The sequence below is a fragment of the Bosea sp. NBC_00550 genome (genome assembly GCF_026020075.1).
Taxonomy (GTDB): Bacteria; Pseudomonadota; Alphaproteobacteria; order Rhizobiales; family Beijerinckiaceae; genus Allobosea.
Genome location: NZ_CP102773.1, coordinates 105924 through 124662 on the forward strand (window position 1 = coordinate 105924; position 18739 = coordinate 124662).

15 protein-coding genes are annotated in these 18739 nt (G+C 62.6%); 9 read left to right on the forward strand and 6 right to left on the reverse strand.

The window, feature by feature from the left end:
• Positions 1–207: 207 nt before the first annotated feature.
• Positions 208–663, reverse strand: coding sequence for a Ros/MucR family transcriptional regulator (locus tag NWE53_RS27455; protein WP_265055386.1), 456 nt, complete (start codon positions 661–663; stop codon positions 208–210).
• Positions 664–865: 202 nt separating this feature from the next.
• On the opposite strand from NWE53_RS27455, the gene NWE53_RS27460 reads away from it, so the two are divergent.
• On the forward strand, positions 866–1045 hold the full coding sequence (locus NWE53_RS27460) for a hypothetical protein (RefSeq protein ID WP_265055387.1): 180 nt from the start codon (positions 866–868) through the stop codon (positions 1043–1045).
• A gap of 388 nt (positions 1046–1433) precedes the next feature.
• On the opposite strand, the gene NWE53_RS27465 is transcribed toward NWE53_RS27460, so the two are convergent.
• The 5 genes from NWE53_RS27465 to NWE53_RS27485 form a co-directional block, all read right to left on the reverse strand.
• A complete protein-coding gene (locus NWE53_RS27465) occupies positions 1434–1652 on the reverse strand; it encodes a hypothetical protein (protein WP_265055388.1) in 219 nt (72 codons plus the stop codon).
• Positions 1653–1827: 175 nt separating this feature from the next.
• Positions 1828–2055 (reverse strand): hypothetical protein, encoded by a 228-nt coding sequence (locus tag NWE53_RS27470; RefSeq protein WP_265055389.1) that lies wholly within the window; start codon positions 2053–2055, stop codon positions 1828–1830.
• A gap of 1335 nt (positions 2056–3390) precedes the next feature.
• Positions 3391–4647, reverse strand: coding sequence for a glucarate dehydratase family protein (locus NWE53_RS27475; protein WP_265055390.1), 1257 nt, complete (start codon positions 4645–4647; stop codon positions 3391–3393).
• 55 nt (positions 4648–4702) lie between these two features.
• Positions 4703–5539: an NAD-dependent epimerase/dehydratase family protein gene (locus tag NWE53_RS27480; RefSeq protein ID WP_265055391.1), complete on the reverse strand. Its 837-nt coding sequence runs from the start codon at positions 5537–5539 to the stop codon at positions 4703–4705.
• A 93-nt stretch (positions 5540–5632) separates the two neighbouring features.
• Positions 5633–7348, reverse strand: a complete 1716-nt coding sequence (locus NWE53_RS27485) for an IclR family transcriptional regulator domain-containing protein (protein WP_265055392.1) — start codon at positions 7346–7348, stop codon at positions 5633–5635.
• A 395-nt stretch (positions 7349–7743) separates the two neighbouring features.
• Between NWE53_RS27485 and NWE53_RS27490 the strand changes: the two genes are divergently transcribed.
• The 8 genes from NWE53_RS27490 (at position 7744) to NWE53_RS27525 (ending at position 18284) form a co-directional block, all read left to right on the forward strand.
• Positions 7744–8523 carry an aldose epimerase family protein gene (locus NWE53_RS27490; RefSeq protein WP_265055393.1) on the forward strand — a complete coding sequence of 260 codons (780 nt, stop codon included), beginning with the start codon at positions 7744–7746 and terminating at the stop codon, positions 8521–8523.
• Between the two features lie 100 nt (positions 8524–8623).
• On the forward strand, positions 8624–10582 hold the full coding sequence (locus NWE53_RS27495; protein WP_265055394.1) for an ABC transporter substrate-binding protein: 1959 nt from the start codon (positions 8624–8626) through the stop codon (positions 10580–10582).
• A 62-nt stretch (positions 10583–10644) separates the two neighbouring features.
• Entirely contained in the window at positions 10645–11631 is a 987-nt protein-coding gene (locus NWE53_RS27500; RefSeq protein WP_265055395.1) for an ABC transporter permease, read from the forward strand.
• Between the two features lie 3 nt (positions 11632–11634).
• Entirely contained in the window at positions 11635–12762 is a 1128-nt protein-coding gene (locus NWE53_RS27505; RefSeq protein WP_265055396.1) for an ABC transporter permease, read from the forward strand.
• Positions 12759–14486, forward strand: coding sequence for an ABC transporter ATP-binding protein (locus NWE53_RS27510; protein WP_265055397.1), 1728 nt, complete (start codon positions 12759–12761; stop codon positions 14484–14486). The genes NWE53_RS27505 and NWE53_RS27510 overlap by 4 nt, the downstream gene beginning before the upstream one ends.
• A gap of 21 nt (positions 14487–14507) precedes the next feature.
• Positions 14508–15731 (forward strand): mandelate racemase/muconate lactonizing enzyme family protein, encoded by a 1224-nt coding sequence (locus tag NWE53_RS27515; protein ID WP_265055398.1) that lies wholly within the window; start codon positions 14508–14510, stop codon positions 15729–15731.
• 4 nt (positions 15732–15735) lie between these two features.
• Positions 15736–16938 carry a mandelate racemase/muconate lactonizing enzyme family protein gene (locus NWE53_RS27520; protein WP_265055399.1) on the forward strand — a complete coding sequence of 401 codons (1203 nt, stop codon included), beginning with the start codon at positions 15736–15738 and terminating at the stop codon, positions 16936–16938.
• A gap of 305 nt (positions 16939–17243) precedes the next feature.
• Positions 17244–18284 (forward strand): lactonase family protein, encoded by a 1041-nt coding sequence (locus NWE53_RS27525; protein ID WP_265055400.1) that lies wholly within the window; start codon positions 17244–17246, stop codon positions 18282–18284.
• The last annotated feature ends 455 nt before the right edge of the window (positions 18285–18739 follow it).

Consider the following 18739-nt stretch of genomic DNA (forward strand, 5'->3'; position numbering starts at 1 on the left):
TACTGATATGCCTACAAATAATATACGCTTAACACTGTATTATTTTTGCATCCTGCATTGGATATATTACACTGAACTAGCGATCCGCCCTACTCGTTCAGTGACACTGCCGCACCGCCCACGGCGCGAAGCTGCTCAGATGAAAGCGATAATGGCCCACGTCGTTTCTAGCCGCGGCGGGCACATATAGCGCCCGCCGTGCTCAAATCACGCTGAGGCCTTACCCCGGCTACGCTTCGCAGCGGCTGGCGCCGCAACAGTCTTCCGACGCTGTTGACCCAGGCCCATTGATTTAGCCAGCTTTGAGCGAGCTTCTGCATAAGCAGGAGCGACCATCGGGTAGTCGTTTGGAAGGCCCCATTTCGCGCGATAAGCCTCCGGCGACATGTCGTAGGCGGTCCGGAGATGCCGCTTCAGCGATTTGAACTTTTTCCCATCCTCGAGGCAGACCAGCCAATCGGCCGTGATCGACTTCTTGATCGAAACGGCCGAGACAGCCTTTTCTTCGGGACCCGGCGCGGGAGCTTCGCCAAGTCCTGTCAGCGCTGCATGCGTGCTGGCGATAAGCGCGGGCAGATCAGATGTCGGCACGCTGTTGTGCGACACAAATGCCGAAACGATACCGGCAACCAACTCGACCACTTCCAGATCATTTTCTGACATTTCTTTTCTCTCTTTGAGAATGAGAACGATGGCAAATCACTTCGGTGATTCTGAGGATCGCGACTAGGTATTTTTATGGCAGTAGACATCGAAAACTTAGCCTCATTTTAGAAATTTCAGGCATAAATTCGAAAATCAGTTAAAGAAGCAAAACGCGACTGCTTATCGCATTTTCGAGCAGCTTGAAGACCGCGCCAGCCAAATGGAAAAAGGCATCGGCGCTTCCTTCAATGCGCTCGGCAAGCGCGTGGCCGGGTTGTTCGCGGGCCTCGCTGTTGGCTTTGCGCTTAACGATATCCGCACGGTCGCGGATGACTACACCAAGACCATCAACACGCTGAAGGTTGCAGGGATCAACGACACGGCCAGTGTCTTCGATTAGCTATTCGCGAGCGCACAGCGCAACGCCTCGCCGCTAGATGCCTTGGCCACCCTGTACGGTCGCGTTTCGGCGGCCCAGACCACGCAAAAGGCCAGCAGAACCGACGTCATGCAGGTCACAGACATCGTGGCCCAGTCGCCCCGTGTCGGGGGTACTTCAGCTTCCGACGCGCAGGGCGACTAGCTTAGTCTAGGTCGAGATCGGCCAGGAGTCCAACGGCGATATCATTGTCATGATTAGCGTACAGGCCAAGATTGCGGACGACATGCTGCGAGGCTGTGGGCCGACTAGGCGGCCCAGCAAGCGATCCAGACGAATAAGCGGTTCGCTAGCGCGAACCCTCCGACGACTGCGGATGTACCAGCGGGCCGGGTTAGTAGCCCCGACTTCAGGCTTTGGGCGCCCGCCCGCGGCAAGCGCGAACGTAATCGCGTTGAATAGCCCGCCGTTCGTCGCGAGACATTTGGCTGTTGCGTCCTTGCTTGTGCACGCGGCGGGCTTCCTCCTTGCACTCCTCGCGTGATTTCTCGCTGCCACGCTGCTGCTGCGCGTGCGAAAACGTTGGGGTAAGAAAGATGAGTGTTGTCAGAACCAGCAAGGCGCGCATGCGTCGTCCTCCTAAATGGAAGATGACGCAGCGGAAGAAGCGGCGCAAGGGGCGCATGAATGCCGCCTAACGAAAACCGGTTCGTGATACCGGATGTACGTACACGGGCCGGTTCTTATTGCCGTCAAAGCGTGCCTTCACTAGCCGCAAGGGGTTGGTTGATCTCGGCCGAGGGCTAATACGTTTGCAGATGCACCGATACGGAATGTTGCGCATCCTCGTCTTTCAGATCGACGATGTTGTGCCGGATAGCAGTAATGATGCCTCCAGCCTCGATCTTGCGTCCAAACTTCTTGTCGGTTGTGATGCTAACGTGATCCCCTACCTTGAATAGCTTGGGATCACCCCCAAGCATGAAATGCATCAGCCGGTTGCTCGCGTTATCCACGAAATAGATATTCATTTGACCTCCGCTTGCCGCGAGGTCACTCGACACCGGCGGCGCGGTCAAGGGGATACGCGCCGATCAGCGCAACTCAGTATCGCTCTGATCTTCGACGCCGTCGGCTGCTGGTATCGGACCAAGCTTCCCGGATTTGCCAAACGTGTGACCCGTCACAAGCGGGGCATCTGAGCAACGTCCTGCGGGCGATCGACGTTAGCAAAACGCGCTCTTGTGTCCGCTCGCCGGTGGGGACCGGCAGACCGGTCCTAGGCCAGCGGATCGCGAGTTCGTGCTTAAGAATGCTGTCCGCCGGCGCGGCTATTGGCTCAACAAAGCCATCGGCAAAATAAAGCCGGCCAAAAGCGGCGCCACCAGAGCGGTGCGCGTCCACACGCTGAAAACACGATCGCCGATTAGCATTGGCACGACTCCCTGCTACCCACGAAGCGAACCTAACCTTACGTCATTGCCAGGCGCAAACAGCGGATGAGACCTGTTCACATCTTAGAGATGGGCGACCGCGGATGTACGGGCGCGATCCGAGCTACTTAAACTTGCTGCCGGGTCGGTTCTTGAGCCTCTTCGCAACGTCCTTGATGTTAGCGACTACCAGACCTGCGGGCATTTTAGGAGCGGCAGCCTTAGCGACAGTTCCCTTTGCCCGTGGGCGCTTCCCCTTCGGCGTTGCAGTCACATGGGGTGTCTCTTCCTCACTCATCGCAGCCCCCCGATTTTCCGTAGCGTCACCCACCGCCCCGGGTGAGGTCAAGAGGCGGGCTACCAGCCACACTCGTCCCTACCCCCTTCAACGCTGCGTCAATGCCGTCAAACAAGAAGTAGGCTTCACTTGAAGATGCGCGTTTCCCCGCGTACGTAGAAGTCTTTCTGCCCAATAAGAGAGCTTGCCAACGGGACGGCGGTTTTACCCCTAAACGGTCCATAGGCTTTTCTGTTTTCAGATGCGCTCCATCTGGGTTATGTGGATTAGCGTCCCACCCGATGACCTGAGACCCTGATTTTCCTCCAGATTTGAGTAGAGTCCGTCGCTCATGGAGACGGACGATGCGCCCCTCACGGGTTCACGGAAGAGCAGATCATCGGGATGCTGAAGGAGCAGGAGGCCGGAGCGAAGACGGTGTCCTGCCTAGATCAAATCCATAATAATTTCAACATAATTCCTCGATTGTCCGGTTTTTCTCTCTAATATATCGACGATTTTAACTTCATAATTCAGCAAGATAATTTGGAGAATCTGTGTCAGCTCACAGCCGGATCGCTCGTAGTAACGGGCGAGCCGGTATTTAGTTGTGAGCCTCTTGCGGGCTTCCGCGCCCGCGGGCCCGTGAGTCAGCTTCAGAAACGCGGGCGCGCCGAATTGAAGTCCGGCTGGTATTTGCGCATTTCCTTGGTGTCGTCGCGCACCCGGATGCCGCAAGCGAGATATTGCTGGTTCAGGCGCCTCAGCGCCGCGCGGTCCAGCCGCACGCCGAGCCCTGGTCCATCTGGCGGCGCAACCGAGCCGCTCTCGATCCGGAGCTTGCCGCCCTCAATCACCTCCTCGACCTGCCACGGATAGTGTGTGTCGCAAGCATAGGCGAGGTTCGGGATCGTTGCTCCGACATGGGTCATCGCCGCCAGGCTGATGCCCATATGAGAATTCGAGTGCATCGAGATCCCGAAGCCGAAGACACGGGCGAGATGGGCGAGATGCTGGGTGGCGCGCAGGCCGCCCCAATAATGGTGGTCGGACAGAACGACCTGAACGGCATTCAGGCGAACCGTTTCCGGAATATGCCCGAAGGCGATCGTGACCATGTTGGTGGCTAGAGGCATCGGCGCGAATGTCGCGATCTGCCCCATTTCGGCGAGCGTCCGGGCGGGGTCCTCGAGATATTCGAGCAGCCCCTCCAGTTGCGGCATGACGCGCCGAGTCGTCTCGACCGACCAGCCTCCGTTGGGATCTATCCGCAACGGATGATCTGGGAACGCCTTGCGAAGGTGCCGGAGCGTCTCGATCTCGAAATCCGGCTCGAACACGCCACCCTTGAGCTTGATCGAACCGAAGCCGAACTCCGTCACCATCCGGCGCGCTTGCTCGACCATCTGCTCGTGGTTGAGCGCCTCGCCCCAATCATCTGCCGGATAGCCGGGATCATCCTTATGCCCAGCGAACTTATAGAAGAGGTAGGCGCTGTAGGGCACCCGGTCACGCAGCTTGCCGCCCAGGATTTCGTAGAGCGGGCGACCTGTCAGCTGGCCCTGTAGATCGAGTAAGGGGACTTCGAAGGCCGCGAGCGCCGAGGCACGGGCTTTGTCGCCGGCAGGCGCGAAGCTCTGGCCGGGATCGGGATCGCCGCCGACCGCCGCATAGACGACCCGCGTCAGCCCGTTCAGGTCGAATGGATCGAGCCCGATCAAGCCAGGCGTCACCTTGCCGAGATTGGCCAGGGTTTCGAGATCGCCATAGCTTTCGCCGAGCCCGACATGGCCATCGGCGGCTTCCACTTCGATGATGCTGCGCAGGGCCCAGGGCTCGTGCACGCCGGAAACATTCAGAAGCGGCGGATCGCGGAAGGCGATCGGGGTGACCCGGACATCGATGATGCGCATCGGCGGCCTCGTGACGGTCAGGAGGGGAAAAGTCGGTCGCACAGGGGGCCGCACCTCAGGCAGGTGGCGGAACCGGTGCGCCGGCATATTCGATGGAGCAGAAACCGCCGCCCTGGAAAAAGAGCGCCGGCGGCTCATGCGTCAGCTGGGCCTCTCCCGCCATCGCTTCCTCGGTATAGTCCTCGGCATGGTCCTGGGGCCGGTAGCCCAGGCCGTGAGCGACGGCATTGTCGTACCAGCCGCCGGCATTGTCCGAAACGCCATAGACGATGGTGTTGTGGATGTCGGGATGCTCCAGCCCGATCAGGCAGAGCTGGGCGAGATCGCGCCCGCTGACCCAGATTTTGAGCGTGCGGGCATTGCCGGGGATGTCGGCGGCATTGCCGATCCGCACATGCATGCTGCGAATGCCATATTTGTCGGCATAGAGGGCGCCCACTGACTCGCCCCAGCATTTGCTCAGCCCATAACGACCGTCGGGGCGTGGCAGGACCGTCTCGTCGATGCGCTGCGTGCGGGGATAGAAGCCGACGGCGTGGTTGCTGGAGCCGAAGACGACGCGGCGCACGCCCTGACGCCGTGCAGCCTCATAGACATTCCAGGTGCCGACGACATTGGTCTGCAAGATGTCCTCGAACGGCGCTTCGCGCACGACACCCGCCATGTGGATCACCCCGGCCATACCCTCCATGGCCCGTTCGACGGCGGCGATGTCGCCAATATCGGCAAGCACGGCGTCTTCGTTCGCAGCCAGCTCAGCCGGCGCCACGGCATCGAGAATGCGGATGCGCTCGAAGCGGGCGCCCAGTTCCCGGCGCAGTTTCCGCCCGATATTGCCGGCCCCGCCCGTGATCAGCAGGTTGCGAAGGGCGGTCGGCGGTTGTTCTTCCATGCGTCGTCTCCCGGCTTTTATCGTTGAGCGAGATGATAGACTTGAGCGTGATGAGAGACCTGAGCTTGGCGATAGACTTGGCGGCTCCCCGGCTCAGCGCAGCAAGGCCGCGCGAAGGCGGCCGTCGAGGGCGAAGACATTGCCCGAGGTCGGAGACTCGGCAATCTGCTGCGGAGTCAAACCGATCCGGCCACTGGTGACATAGAGCAGGTCGCCATCGCGGCCGCCGAATGTCAGCCCTGTCGGGCGCGGCACGGGCAAGGACAGAAGCCGCGTGTCGGAGCCGTCGCGCCGCAGCCGCGCCAGACTCCAGCCATCCCACAACGCGACCCACAGATGATCCGGCTTTTCCAGAGCCAGCGCCATGGGGCGCCCGTGCAGGGCATCGACGCGCGCGACCAGCTCCGGGCTCCCGGGCTCGTTGCCCGGCCCGATGCGGAAACGGACGATGTCACCGGCATCCCGGAGGGCGGCGTAGAGATGACGCCCGGAGGAATCGATCAGGATGTCGGTGGGAGCAGACGGCAGTTCGGCCTCCAGCACGGCCTCACCGTCGATGAGACGGTACAGCCCCGGACGGATCTGGGGACCCGATGTTTCCCCGACGCCGAGCCAGATCTGCCCATCGCGCCCTTGGCAGGCGCAGGTGATGCCGGCGAGCACCTCCGGCGACAGCTCGAGGCTCAACGGCGTCAAGCGCGCATCCCGGTCGACGGTCATGGCGCCCTTTTCCGTCGCGACGAACCAGTGCCCCTCGCCCATCGACGTCAGGGCCATCGCCGGCGAGGTAAACCGGGCCATCACCTCCGACCGGGGCGGAGCCGTGGGCTCCTCGTCGCGCGAACGCATGATGGCGGGCGCGAGCGCGTCCAGCCAGAGCAAGGAGCTGGTCTCGGCATCCCAACTCGGCGACTTCCCAAGGAACGAGCGGGCGCTGGAGGCGAGCGGCATCTCCCCGCCATCGGGCCGGCCACGCGGACGCGTGCCGCCGCGCCGCCCCATGGCCTCGCCAAGCCGCCGGGCTGCGGTTGCAACCTCGGGTCCGAGCTGATGAGCGCGCTCCAGCGTCATCCTGTAACAGGGCCCCGATACCGTGAAGGCTCCGATCGGGACGTCGCCATCGCCGGGCACGGCTGCGCTGACGCAGCGCACCCCCTCCATGAACTCCTCGTCGTCGATGGCATAGCCTCGCAACCGGAAGACATTGAGCTGCGAGCGTAGCTGGGTCGGGTCGGTGATCGTGCGATCCGTGACGCGCTCGAAGCTCATGCGGCCGATCAGGGCCTCGCGCTGGGCCGGCGCCAATGCTGCCAGATGAGCCTTGCCCATTCCCGAGCAGTAGAATGGCCGCAGGCTGCCCAGAGGCGCGCCCGTGCTGACTGCATACAGGCTCACGATCTTCTGCAGGATGATCATGCTGGCGCCACCGGGCGCGGCGAAATAGACGGTTTCCCCGCTAAGTTCGTGCAGCCAGCGGATCTCCGTCATGGCGAGCATCGGCAGATCCGGGATCGGCCAAACGGCCTGAGCGTATTCTAGAAACTTGAAGCCGGGGAAATAGCCCTGCCCGGCAGCATCGACGCGAACCAGGCCGCGCTGCTGCAAGGTATTGATGATGCGGTAGGCCGTGCTGCGCGGCAGGCCCAATTCATCGGCCAGGCTTTGTGCCCGGTGCTCGCCGGGCGAGGCGGCGATCAGGTCGATCAGGTTCAGCGCCTTGCCGACCAGTCGCGTGCCGCGAACCTCGTCGCGCGGCCCCTCATCGTCGGGCCCGGCATCCTTCTCGAGGCTGGCGACACGATTGCGCATGAAAGGAAGCCGGGCCTGTCCAAGCGAGATGAAGCGGCGAAGGCCGCAACTTACGCAGGCGCCCGGCAGCTCGCAACGATGAATTACTACGATGTAAGAAATATTGATGCTGCAACTGCGAGATAAGGCATGGTTTCATACATAGTAAGAACGGCCGTTGACAGAGCCCGACACCGCTCCTAGCCTTTCACTCAAGATCGGGGACATCCCGGCTCATGGGACGAAACGTGACTATGGCGGACGCGACGACGGCACAGCTTCGTTCTGCGCAGGCCTCGCCGTCTGTCCATGCTCTCTCGGCCGGGCCGATGAGAGCGCCAGTGAGGCCTCGGGATGGGGGCCGGATCGCCTCGTTCTGGCGCAGGGAGCCCAGCGGCCATCGCACCGACCTGCTGGTGCCGATGCCCGAAGCCGCGTTCGACCCTGCCATCTGGCCAAAGGCCGGCAGCTATCCGCTCGTCCCCTATTCCAACCGCATCCGTGATGCCACGTTCCGCTTCGGCGAAACCCGGGTCGAACTGGCGCCGCACCCGGCCGCGGCTCCGCACGCGCTGCACGGCTTCTGCCAGATGCGACCCTGGACCGTGAGCCGGCAGGCCGCAGCTCAGATCGAGATGCGCCACCGCCACGATCCGCAAAGTGATCCCAATGGCTGGCCCTGGGCGTTCGAGGTGGTGCAATTGATCACGCTTGGTCCTTCAGGCCTGACGCATGAGATCGGCGTTGAAAGCCGCGCGGACTCGGCCATGCCAATGGGACTGGGTGTTCATCCCTATTTCGCGGTCTCGAAGGGCGACAGGATCCGGTTCACCGCGGACGCCTTGTGGCAGGCCGATGCCGACGGGTGCGGGAAGCAGCTTCACCGGCTTGCGGGCAGCGCCCGCCAATACGACTCGGGTCATGGCGACAGGGACGTCACGACCTACTACGCCGGCTGGGATGGCAATGCCTGGATTCAACGGCATGACGGCACTGAGATTGTGATCCAGGCCAGCGCCCCTCTTGACCATCTCGTATTACATGTCCCGGCTGGCGGGCGTTATCTGTGCCTTGAGCCCGTGAGCCATGTCGCGGACGCCTTTAATCTCGCGGCAGCCGGACAGCCGGAGACCGGGATGCGCGTGCTGAACCCCGGCGAAGTCCTTCGGGCCACGGTGCGGATCGGAGTGGCTTGATGTGAACAAGACGGGCGGTCGCACCAGCCGCCGCCCGACAGCTTTCGACCCTGAACGACAAGGCCAAAGGGCCGGCAACACCTCAGTGAGGGAGGATAGCATGAGCAAGGACACCCAACGAGGAGCGTATCGGCGCCGCGGGCTCGACCGCCGCGACATGCTGAAGGGGCTTGCCGGCGCAACCGCGCTTTCGGCCCTGCCCCATGCGGCTTTCGCGCAGGCCGCCAAGGAAGCGCCGGCTCTCGCCAAACTGGCGGCGGACGGCAAGCTGCCGCCGCTGGCCGAGCGCATCTCGGCCAATCCTCTGGTCATCACGGTCGAGAAGGTCGGCCGCTATGGCGGCTCGCTCAGGCGCGGCCTGCGCGGCTCCTCCGACCATAACGGCATCCTGAGGATGGTCGGCAATCAGGGCCTGGTGCGCTGGAACCTCGCCTTCACCGAAGTCCTGCCCAATGTCGCCGACAAATGGGAGGTGAACCCGGATTCGACCGAATTCACCTTCTACCTGCGCAAGGGCATGAAATGGTCCGACGGCAAGGCGTTCACGGCCGATGATGTCGTCTTTTCCATCGAGGATTGTGCCAAGAACACCGAACTCTACAAATCCGCTCCTTCGGCGATCGTCATCGACAACAAGTCCTGCACGGCAAGCAAGGTGGACGAGACGACAGTCAAGTTCACCTTCGCCAGCCCCTATGCACTGTTCCTGGAGCAGATGGCGACGCCGCTCGGGCAATATCCGACGCTCTTCGCCAAGCATTACTGCAGCCAGTTCCACCCCAAATACAATTCCGGCATCGCGGATCTAGTCAAGGCGGCGAACCTCTCCGACTGGGGCACGCTGTTCCGAAACAAATGCGGCGATATCGAAATTCCCTCGCGCTGGGGCAATGTCGACAAGCCAACACTCGACCCCTGGGTGGTCAAGGAGGCCTATACCGGCGGCGCGACCCGCGTCGTGATGGAGCGCAATCCCTATTTCTGGCAGGTCGATACCGCGGGCAACCAGCTGCCCTATATCGATCGGCTCACCTTCAACATCTCGCAGGACGTGGAGTCGCTGATGCTCGACGCGATTTCCGGACGTCTCGACATTCAGGAGCGTCATCTCGACACGCTGCAGAACAAGCCGACGCTGTCGCAGAACATGCAGAAGGGCGGCTACCGCCTGATCGAGCTGATCAGCTCCTCGTCCCAGCAGGTTCAGATTTACTTGAACATGACCCACAAGGACGCGAAGGTCAGGGAGATGTTCGCCAACAAGGAATTCCGCAAGGCGCTCTCGCTCGGCATGAACCGCAAGGAGATCATCGACCTCGTCTATCTCGGCCAGTCGCAGCCGCACCAGACCGGGCCGCGCCCCGGGCACCCCTGGTATCATGCGGGCCTGTCGGAGCAGTTCACCGATCATGACCCGGCCCAGGCTAATGCCATCCTAGACAAGCTCGGCTACGCCAAGAAGGACGGCAGCGGCATCAGGCTGCGGCCGGACGGACAAAAGGTCTTCTTCGCGATCGACGTGATCCCGACCCTGTATCCCGACGAGGTCGACGCGCTCGAACTGGTGAAGCGCCACTGGGCCGAGATCGGCGTCGACATCAAGGTCAATACGATCGAGCGCGCGCTCTACTACACGCGGGGTGACAACAACGACCATGACGCGGCGGTTTGGCCGGGGCCCGGCGGGCTCGACCCCATGCTCGATCCGCGCGACTACTTCGCCCAGCATACGCAGGGCTCGCGCTACGCCATTCCCTGGGCGCAATGGTATGTTTCGGGCGGCAAGGACGGCCAGGAACCGCCGGAGAGCCAGAAGCAGCGGATGAAGCTGTTCGATCAGGCCCGCGCCACGGCCGATCTGCAGAAGCGCGCCGCTCTGATGAAGCAAGTTTTCGACCTTACGGCCGAGGCATTCGAGACCGTCGGCATCTGCCTTGCGGTCAACGCCTTCGGCATCTGCAAGAACAACCTGCAGAACGTGCCGGCGCGATACCCCAACGCCTGGACCTGGCCCAATCCCGGCCCGGCCCTGCCACAGCAGTTCTTCTTCGCGACATGAGCGACCGGAGCCCGGCTACGCTTCGAGCGTAACCGGGCTCCCTCACCGAAACAGGCTGTGCCATGCTCCGCTTCATCGCAAAGCGCCTCCTCTGGATGGTGCCTTCTCTGGTCGTCGTCAGCTTTCTGGCGTTCGTGCTGATCCAGCTGCCTCCGGGCGACTACGTCACGACCTATATCGCGACGCTCGCAGCCTCGAACGAAGTCGTCGATCAAAACACCGCGGCTGATCTGCGCGCCCGGTTCGGGCTCGATCAGCCCATGATCATCCAGTACTTCAAATGGATCACCAACATCGTCCTCAGGGGCGATTTTGGCCTGAGCTTCGAGTGGCAGCAGCCGGTCGGAGACCTGATCTGGGAACGGATGGCGCTGACGCTGGTGCTGACCTTCTCGACGCTGCTCGCCACCTGGGGCATCGCGCTACCGATCGGCATTTTCTCGGCGGTCAAGAAATACTCGATCGGCGACTACATCATCACCTTCTTCAGCTTCCTAGGCCTCGCTGTTCCCAGCTTCCTGCTCGCACTCGTGCTTATGTATGTCGCGGCCGTCGAATTCGGGCAGGAGGTCGGCGGGCTGTTCTCCGAACAGTACCTGACGGCGCCGTGGAGCATCGGCAAGGTCATCGACCTACTCCACCATCTCTGGATCCCCGTCATCATCCTGGCCGTCTCCGGCACCGCCAGCCTGATCCGCGTCATGCGCGCCAACATGCTGGACGAACTGCACAAGCCTTATGTGACGACGGCGCGCGCCAAGGGCCTCTCGGAATTCCACCTGCTGGTGAAATACCCGGTTCGCCTCGCCCTCAACCCGTTCATCTCGACGATTTCCTGGCTGCTGCCGAACCTGGTCTCCGGTTCGATCATCGTCGCCATCGTGCTGAGCCTGCCGACCGCAGGGCCGCTCCTGCTCCAGTCACTGATGAGCCAGGACATGTATCTGGCCGGCGCCTTTGTGCTGCTGATCTGCGCGCTGACCCTGATCGGCTCGCTCATCAGCGACATTCTACTCGCCCTCGTCGACCCCCGCATCAGGCTGGAATAGGCCATGACCGACAGCGCTCTTTCGTCCATCGACATCAAGCGACTGGCCGTCGCGTCGCAATGGCAACTCGTCTGGTGGGCATTCAAGCGTCACCATCTCGCCATGGCCGGACTGGTCGTCACGGTGTTCCTCTACATCATCGCCATCGCGCCGGGCTTCTTCGCCATCAACGATCCCTCGCAACAGAACGCGCGGGCCGCCTTTCATCCGCCGCAGACGATCCATTTCATCGACCGGGGCGCGGATGGGGGCTGGTCGTTGCGTCCCTTCATCCATCCGAACGTATTCAAGCGCGACCCGCAAACGCTCTCGGCGGTCTATAGCGAGGACAAGACTCGCAGGAGCTATGTCAGGTTCTTCGGCGAAGGTTACGAATACAAACTCTTCGGCCTGTTCAGCACGACAACCCACCTGATCGCCTCGGAGAACAAGACCCAGCCGATCTTCCTGCTCGGGGCCGACCGCCTCGGCCGCTGCGTTTTCAGCCGCATCATGCAGGGTGCCCAGATCTCCCTGTCGGTGGGCCTGGTCGGCGTCCTGCTCTCCCTTACGATCGGCATCCTGCTCGGCGGTATCTCAGGCTATTTCGGCGGTAGGATCGACTTCGCGGTGCAACGCGTCATCGAATTCGTGCTGTCGCTGCCGAGCATCCCGATCTGGCTCGCTCTGTCGGCCGCCTTGCCCCAGGATTGGCCGGCGACACTGAATTACTTCATGATCACGCTGATCCTGTCGCTCACGGGCTGGGCGCAGCTTGCCCGGGTCGTGCGAGGCCGCTTCCTGAGCTTGCGCACCGAGGAGTTCGTCACCGCGGCCCGCCTCGACGGCGCCTCGGAGGGGCGGGTCATCTTTCGCCACATGCTGCCCAGCTTCGCCAGTCACATCATCGCGTCGATCTCCCTGGCGATCCCCGCGATGATTCTGGCCGAAACCTCGCTGAGCTTTCTCGGCCTGGGACTGCAGCCGCCGACCATTTCCTGGGGCGTGCTGCTGCGCGAGGCCCAGAACATCCGCTCCATCGCGACCGCGCCCTGGCTGTTTGCTCCCGGCGTCGCCGTGGTGATCGCCGTGATCGCCCTCAACTTCCTGGGAGACGGACTGCGCGACGCAGCCGATCCGTACAACAAATGAGCGTCATCGATCTCGCCACAGGCCCTGAGACGCGCGCTGCCGCGCTAGCCCCGACAATCCTCGAAGTCACCGGCCTCGTGACGCATTTCCCGATACGCAACGGTGTCGTCCGGGCCGTCGACGGCGTCTCCTTCACCCTCCAGCGCGGCAAGACGCTCTGCATCGTCGGCGAAAGCGGCTCGGGCAAGAGCGTGACAGCGCGCTCGATCCTGCAGATCGTCGATGCGCCCGGGCGCATCGTCTCCGGTGCGATGGTCCTGCATCGCCCCAATGGCAGCTCGGTCGATCTGGCGAAGCTCAACCCGCGGGGGCGCGAGATCCGTGCCGTTCGCGGCCTCGAGATCGCGATGATCTTCCAGGAGCCGATGTCGTCGCTGTCGCCGGTCCATACCGTCGGCGACCAGATCATGGAGGTGCTGCAGCTCCACCTGAACATGGGCAAGAAAGAGGCCCGCGCGCGCTGCGTCGAGCTCCTGACGCAGGTCGAAATCCCCAAACCCGAAGCCGCCGTCGACCGCTATACGTTCGAGTTTTCAGGCGGCATGCGCCAGCGCGTAATGATCGCGATGGCGCTTGCCTGCAAACCCTCCCTGCTCATCGCCGACGAGCCGACGACCGCGTTGGACGTCACCACGCAGGCCGAGATCCTCGATCTGATCAGGAGGCTGCAACGGCAGCACGGCATGGCTGTGATGTTCATTACCCACGATATGGGCGTGGTCGCGGAGATCGCAGATGAGGTGCTGGTGATGCACCACGGCAAGGTGATGGAGAGCGGCCCGGTCGACGCCATATTCCACGCGCCGCAGGACGACTACACCCGGATGCTGATCGGCTCCGTGCTAAAGCTCGAACAGAAGGCCGAGATCAGACTGAGGCGCGCGCCGCTTGCGCAAGAGGTTCCGCCCGTCCTGCAGGTCCGCAATCTGGAAATGCATTTCGGCTCGCCCAAGGCCCCGCTCAAGGCCGTCGACGACGTCTCGCTGGAGGTCAGACCTGGGGAGACGCTCGGCATCGTCGGCGAGTCCGGTTCGGGTAAGACCACGATGGGGCGCTGCCTACTGCGCGTCTACGAGCCCAATGCCGGAGCGATCGACTATCGACGCGCCGACGGCGAGGTCGTCGACCTGCTCAAGGCTGACAAGGAGACGCTGAAGGCCTGCAGGCGCGAGATCCGCATGATCTTCCAGGATCCGGTCGGGTCGCTCAACCCGCGCATGACAGTGGCCCAGATCATCGGCGAGCCCCTACTCGTCAACAAGATCGCCTCCGGCAAAGAGCTCGACGACCGGGTCGCTGAACTGTTGCGCCAGGTCGGCCTGGAGCCCTCCTGGCGGGAGCGCTATCCGCATGCCTTCTCCGGCGGCCAGCGCCAGCGCATCGGCATCGCGCGTGCCATCTCCCTTAACCCACGCGTCATCGTCGCCGATGAGGCGACCTCGGCGCTCGACGTCTCGCTGCGCTCGCAGATGCTCGACCTGATGATGAACCTGCAGGACAAGCTCGGCTTGTCCTACGTATTCATCAGCCACGACATCGGCGTCATCCGCTACATGTGCGACCGCGTGGCTGTGATGTACCGCGGCAAGGTGGTCGAGACCGGTGCGGCCGAGCAAGTCTGCAATGCGCCCACGCACGCCTATACCCAGGCCTTGCTCTCCGCCATTCCGCGACCCGACCCACGGGCCCGCAGCATCCATCGCCGCCACCGCTACGCCGGTTAACGAGCCTACGGATCAGCCCCCATGAAGATCGTCGATATCAAGACATTCCTGATGCATGCGGGCGCCCCCAGCCTGAAGAACTGGGCTGCAGACGGCTCGTTCGGAACCCAGCAATTCTCGAAGAACCTCACCGGAAGCCGCAACTGGCTGTTCGTCAAGGTCGTTACCGACGAGGGCATCACCGGGATCGGCGAATGCTCCGGCTGGCCTCGCGTCATCAGGACGGCGGTCGAGGATTTGAAGTCGCTGCTTGTCGGCGAAGACCCCCTGCATATCGAGCGGCTCTGGCAGAAGATGCAGATCGCGATCATGGGCCACGGCATGACCGGCGTCGTCGGTGCCGGCGCGATGACCGGCATCGACATGGCGCTGTGGGACATCAAGGGCAAGGCGCTGAACACGCCGGTCTGGAATCTGCTCGGCGGCAAGCTGCGCGACAGGATCCGCATCTACGGCCACGCCAACACGCCGGAGACCGCGCTCTCGCTGAAACAGCGCGGCGTCACCGCCATCAAATGCGGCGGCGTCTCCGATCCCGTCAGGAAAGTCGCGGGGCTGCGTGAGGCTGTTGGAGCGGAGATGGACATCGCCATCGACCTGCATGGCCCGCCATGGCTGACACCAGCCGATGCGACGCAGCTCTGCCGCGCCCTCGAGCCTTACAGGATGATGTGGGTCGAGGACCCGATCGCACCCGATAATCTCGACGGCTATGCCCGCATCCGCAACCATTCCTCCGTGACGCTGGCAGCGGGCGAACGCATGGCGACGATGTTCGGCGAGCGCGAGTTGATCGAGCGCGATCTGATCGATGTGGTGCAGCCCGACACCGGCCGCGCCGGCGGCATCACCCAGATGAAGAAGATCGCGGCCATGGCGGAGGCGCATCACATCATGCTGGCGCCGCATTCCGGCTCGCTCGGGCCGGTTGCGGAATACGCCGCCCTCCATCTCCTCGCGAGCTGCCCGAACGGGCTCGTTCTCGAACGCATCGAGGACGATTGGGAGGGCCGCGCCAAGACTGTCATCCCGCATCCGGTTTCACGCGCTGGCTATATCGTCGTCCCCGACGCTCCGGGTCTCGGCGTCGAGATCGACGAGGATTTCGTTGCGCAATGGCCAAGCGAGATGAACGTCTCGATCCCCGTCACCGAGGGGGCCGGCTCCTATGCGCAGGGCACCTTCCGCGAACATGTCTATGTGCAAACCCGCTGGAAGCGGGGCGTCTATTTTCCGAAGGACTGAGCCGATGAAGATCGACCGCCTGCGAATCTACATGTCGCGCGACAAGGACCGGCCCCGCGTCGTCGTCGCCATCGACACCGATGATGGCCTGACCGGCTGGGGCGAATGCTACAATCACGGCCCCGACAAGGCGCTGCCGCCGCTGCTCGACTATCTCTTCGAGTTCATTCGCGGACAAGACCCGCGGCGCATCGAGCACCTGATCCTCTATCTGCTCCAGCAGAGTCGCTTCCCGCCCGGAGCGCTCGGGCTGGCGGCGATCTCGGCGATCGATCATTGCCTCTGGGACATCTCGGCCAAGGCCCTGGGCGTACCCGTCTACATGCTGCTCGGCGGCCATGTCCGCGACCGCGTGCGTGTCTATGCCGGCGTCTATACCGCGCCGGACGCGGCCATCGCGCGCGACCAGTTCGATGCGCTGAACGCGCAATGGGGGCTGACGGCGTTCAAGCTCAGCCCCTACCGGATCGACATGCATGCGCATCGCTGGGGCGAGGTCGTGCGCACCAGCGCCGACTATTTCCGCAGCCTGCGCGAGACGGTGCAATCGGACTACGACATCGCCTTCGACGCTCATGCCAAGATCTTCGAGCCCCAGCAGGCCATGCAGCTCGGCAACGCATTGGCGCCTTATGACCCGCTCTTCTTCGAGGAGCCGATCCGGCCCGAGAACATCGAAGCCTGGGGCGAGCTGAATCGCGGTCTCAACTGCACGCTCGCGACGGGCGAGTCGCTCTACAGCCGGTTCGAGTTCCTGCGGCTGCTCTCGGTCAAGGGCTGCGACATCATCCAGCCCGATATCTGCGTCGTCGGCGGCCTGCTCGAAATGCGCAAGATCGCCGCCATCGCCGAGGCGCATTATGTGACCGTCGCGCCCCACAACCCGATGGGCCCTCTTGCCACCGCCGTGAACCTGCATTTCTCGGCGGCGCAGCCCAATTTCCGAATTCTCGAGTACAGGCTCCCGCATGGCCCCAACTACGCCTTCGGCGACGGCAGCGGCGACGCCAATGCTCAACCAGACCGTTCGCAGGGCGCCTGGTACGTCAAGGACCCCTATCTGCCGAAGGATGGCCATCTCGAATTGCGTCCCGATCGCCCAGGCTGGGGCGTCGAGATGGACATGGATGTGCTCGCCAAGGAGGACTACGTCCACTGGGAGCGCAAGGTCCCACGCCGCCCCGATGGCTCGACGGCTTATGCCTGATGGGGATGGCGTCTTCCGACAGCTTGCTCGGCGAATACGCCGTCCCCCGCCGGCATCTATTCGGGCTCGGCGATGTCCATGCCTATACAAGTATGGTCGATGCCGAGCACCGCGCCAGTCGCGGTCGCGGCGCAGGCGCTGGCTGGTTCTGCAACGCCTCGCAGGCCGATGCCCCCTGCCCTACGTTGATCAAGGTCGGATCTGCCTCGGGCCGGGATGCCCGGAGGATCAGAGCAGCCCCCGTAATCATCAAACATGTAGATGTTCCGGTGGGTCGAGACTATGGGAAGATTTAGGAGCCGTACATGTCGCATCATCATTCCAGAAGACAGGCCGATCTCGCCGTTTATATTGGCAATGGATTGGGCGGTGATATCAGTGTGCTCCGGCTCTCTGGCAAAAGCGGTACGCTGAGCCCTATCCAGCGCATGCCCTTCCCAGGCGTGACCCAACCCGGTCGCTCGCTGCCACTGGCACTGTCGCCGGGACGAGAGTTCCTCTACGCAGCCATGCGGGGGGCGCCACGCGGCGTCGCAACCTTCCGAATCGACCAGGCCACAGGTGCCCTGTGCGAACTGGGCTTTGCGGCGATGACGGAGAGCGTCGCCTATATTCGCACCGATCTCAGCGGACGCTTCCTGTTCGGCGCCTCCTATGACGGAAATGTCGTCACGGTGAGTCCGATCGCGACCGACGGCGTCGCGCAGCAGGTCGCGCAGCGTGTTCCAACTGCGCCGAACGCCCATGGTATTATGGGCGACTCCGACCGGCATGTTTTGGCGACAAGTCTGGGCGGCGATGTGCTCTACAGCTTCGATTTCGACCAGGCGGCCGGGACGCTGACGCGACCGCGAACGACCGTCCTACCGAAAGGCACAGGGCCGCGCCATTTCATCTTCGATCCTGCCGGCAAGAGGTTGTACCTGCTTGGCGAGCTCGACGCTTCAGTCACGGTCTTCGATTACGATCCGAAACACGGCACGCTTCAGACCAAGCAGGTCGTCACCATGTTGCCAGCCGGCTTCGACGGAAAGCCTTGGGGCGCCGATATCCAGATTACGCCGGACGGCCGCTTTCTCTACGCCTCGGAGCGGAACAGCTCGACATTGGCGAGCTTCGCGGTCGAGCCAGATGGCAAATTGCGACCGCTGCAGCACATCCCGACCGAGACCCAGCCGCGCGGCTTCGGCATCGACCCGACCGGGCGCTACCTGGTGGTATTGGGGCAGTCGACAGACCACGCTACGGTTTATGCCATCGATGGCGGGAGCGGCGGGCTCGGTGTGAACGACCGGGCCGAGGTGGGGAAAAGCCCGGATTGGGTGGAGATGGTCGAGCTGGCCTGAGGTCAGCCAGTAGAAGCGGGGGTCCTCGATCACTTCGCGGTCAAGGATACTTCTTCGCGAAGAATGCATTGTCGGAAAACTCTAGAGTCACTTTGCCAAAGGCTTTTGGCGAGGGCCGTTCTGGTTCATGAAACGACTGAGTTTCAGCTTTCGATCGCAGTGGCCGCCCTGAAAGCAAATTGCTCTAGATCCGATATTGTAAAACTCATTCTTGGTGACCAACTGAACTGGGTTGGTCGAAAGCCTGAACTCTTGGGAATTGACTCGCTAGTGGTTGATTTGAATGGCGTGGTGGCGCGGGTTCGACCTGAATCTGACAGAGACCTTTCATTTTGGGAATGCGTCGAAGCGCTTGGAGCTGGCTCGCGCGTGGTTCATGCCCTTACACGGAGCGGGATTTTGCCGATCAAGCACGCTGGTAGCTTGGGGCCGAGCAAGCTCGGCATTACCATCCC